1 protein-coding gene, 2 tRNA genes and 1 pseudogene are annotated in these 2,628 nt (G+C 36.3%); all 4 read left to right on the top strand.

Annotated elements, in window-relative coordinates; translation table 11 throughout:
• Positions 1-267: 267 nt before the first annotated feature.
• The 4 genes and pseudogenes from CBG25_RS00225 to pyrC all read left to right on the top strand — a co-directional run bounded on the left by CBG25_RS00225 (position 268) and on the right by pyrC (position 2,274).
• Entirely contained in the window at positions 268-549 is a 282-nt protein-coding gene (locus tag CBG25_RS00225) for a YlaC family protein (protein ID WP_290603627.1), read from the top strand.
• Between the two features lie 141 nt (positions 550-690).
• Positions 691-766, top strand: a tRNA-Asn gene (locus tag CBG25_RS00220).
• A gap of 215 nt (positions 767-981) precedes the next feature.
• Positions 982-1,057 (top strand) — tRNA-Asn (locus CBG25_RS00215).
• Positions 1,058-1,224: 167 nt separating this feature from the next.
• Positions 1,225-2,274, top strand: a pseudogene (gene pyrC, locus CBG25_RS00210) (dihydroorotase).
• Positions 2,275-2,628 lie beyond the last annotated feature (354 nt).

The following is a 2,628-nucleotide window of genomic DNA, read 5'->3' as shown; positions in this document are numbered from 1 at the left end:
CAACGCCAATTATTCCCCAGCCAAATAGCGCATCCCATATGCTAGAGCCACTTACATCATTTCCACGAAGGTAAAAACGGTAGTGATATAAAAGTACCAACAGCGCCGCGACACCACGCAGAGCTTGAAGAGAGTCTAACTTCTTATCCATACAATCGTCACACCTTCAAATCAAAAGCATCATCGTAGCTTAATCTTATAAGATGAAGCTATCTATGGGCAGTTAATAATGTTTACTAAAAATATAAATGTAATTTCGTTACACTGATGGAAACAAAAGTAGCCTGCCATTTATCGCACGTTTTGGCTTCAAATATCGCACGCCGCATCAATATTGGGATACTGGATTTACGCGTATGTTACAATGGCGAATGGTTTGTTACTGAAAAAGTATCAGATACTGCGATTAACAAAATACTTGCTGAGCCAACTATCAACAATGCAATCAAAACCGAGTTAAAACGTCTTATCAAGCAAAAAAACAAAATAACATTTTATGATATATATCTACTTGCATACCCGCCTAATTCAATAAAAAATCGCTCATAATTCATATAATATCAGATAAATAGTTTATTTTTGATGCAATGTGATTACAGTATAAACAAACAGTAAAAATATTATATTTTTAACGTTGACAGTGGTGCAGGACATCGTTAGTATGCAGCCAGCTTTTTTAGCTTGCTTAATTCCTCCATAGTTCAGTCGGTAGAACGGCGGACTGTTAATCCGTATGTCACTGGTTCGAGCCCAGTTGGAGGAGCCAGATTATTAAGAAAACCTGCCTAATTAGCAGGTTTTTTGCTTTCATAGGCAAATTAGATAGATTAAAAATCAACTGTTATGCTTACTATAACACAACCTCTCGCTAGCCAACATATTGTTATATTTAAAACTCCGCACTGCTGATTAATATAACTCCTTTTGGTCTTTGACAAATTGACTTTCTGTCGATAACATTCAGTGCTCATCTAATGTTATTCCTCCATAGTTCAGTCGGTAGAACGGCGGACTGTTAATCCGTATGTCACTGGTTCGAGTCCAGTTGGAGGAGCCAAACAATCTTAACTTATACTTTTGTTATTACTTTTATAACTTATTAGTTTGATACAGGTTAATCTGCTATTTAATATAGCTATTTTGCTTTTTTCACTTTATCATCTCTAGTTAACATACTCACAACTCATTTTTTTCATTATCTACTTTTAAGATGGAGTCAATTTAATGACCCAAATCACGACAACTATTAAAATTCGCCGCCCAGACGACTGGCATGTTCATTTTAGAGATGATGATATATTAAAACTTGTTGTGCCTTATACTAGCCAATTTTTTGGTTGAGCTATTGTTATGCCAAACTTGGTACCGCCAATAACTGATATTGATCAAGCAAAATCTTATCGAGAAAGGATCCTTGACGCGACCCCTGCAGAACATTCATTTACACCATTAATGACCTGCTACCTAACGAATACCACTGACGCCCAAATAGTAGAAGAAGGCTTCAATCAGGGGATATTTGCTGCCTGTAAACTTTACCCAGCCAACGCAACAACTAACTCTAAATATTGGGTATCAAAGATAGCCAATATTTATCCCGTTTTTGCCAAAATGGAAAAAATAGGTATGCCACTATTAGTTCACGGTGAAGTCACAAACAGTGATATTGATATTTTTGATCGCGAAGCCTATTTTATTGATCAAACGATGGAGCCTATTAGAAAAGATTTCCCCAGCCTAAAAATTGTGTTTGAACACATTACCACTAAAGAAGCCGTTCAATATGTACTGGCTGGTAATGAAAAACTGGCTGCTACCATCACACCACAACATTTAATGTTTAACAGAAATCATATGTTAGTTGCTGGCATCAAACCTCATTTATATTGTCTACCTGTTCTAAAGCGCGACATCCATCAAAAAGCATTACGTGAAGCAATAACAACAGGTTGCCAACGCTTTTTCCTTGGCACAGATACTGCACCTCATACACAAAATAGAAAAGAGTCTGCCTGTGGTTGTGCCGGTGTTTTTAATGCACCTACTGCCCTTGCAGCTTATGCTACCGTTTTTGATGAAATGAATGCGATGGAAAACTTTGAAGCGTTTTGTTCATTAAACGGCGCTAAATTTTATGGTTTACCTGTTAATGAAGGGTTTATTGAACTTAAACGTAAAAAAGTAATTATCCCTGACAAAATTTCCCAAGGTGAAAATCATTTAATTCCTTTTTTAGCAAATGAAGATGCTAATTGGGAAATCAATGTACTATAATTCTCTACTATAAAGTTACCATGGCAATGGTTGATTATTAATTTATCAACCACAGCCATCTTTTATCATATGATTTGTGCTTAAAAAACAGCTAGTTCATTAAAAATAACGCTATTATCGAGGTTTATTTTACTAACAATATATTATTTATAATCAATATAAGATCATACATTAGGGCACCTCGAAAAACCTAAGCCGAGTTTGATTTTGCTGATAAAGTTATCGGAAGCTGGTCTACTGAGCTAACCACCATGAAGAAACGCAGCGCCATTAAGAATGACCTCTTTGCAAACCAGTATCACCAACAGACGATCGACAAGTTGGGTGACCCGCTGGTCAAGATCGAAACCTGTA

Source organism: Arsenophonus sp. ENCA (assembly GCF_002287155.1).
Classification (GTDB): Bacteria; Pseudomonadota; Gammaproteobacteria; order Enterobacterales; family Enterobacteriaceae; genus Arsenophonus; species Arsenophonus nilaparvatae.
This window is presented reverse-complemented; position numbering and strand designations above follow the sequence as displayed.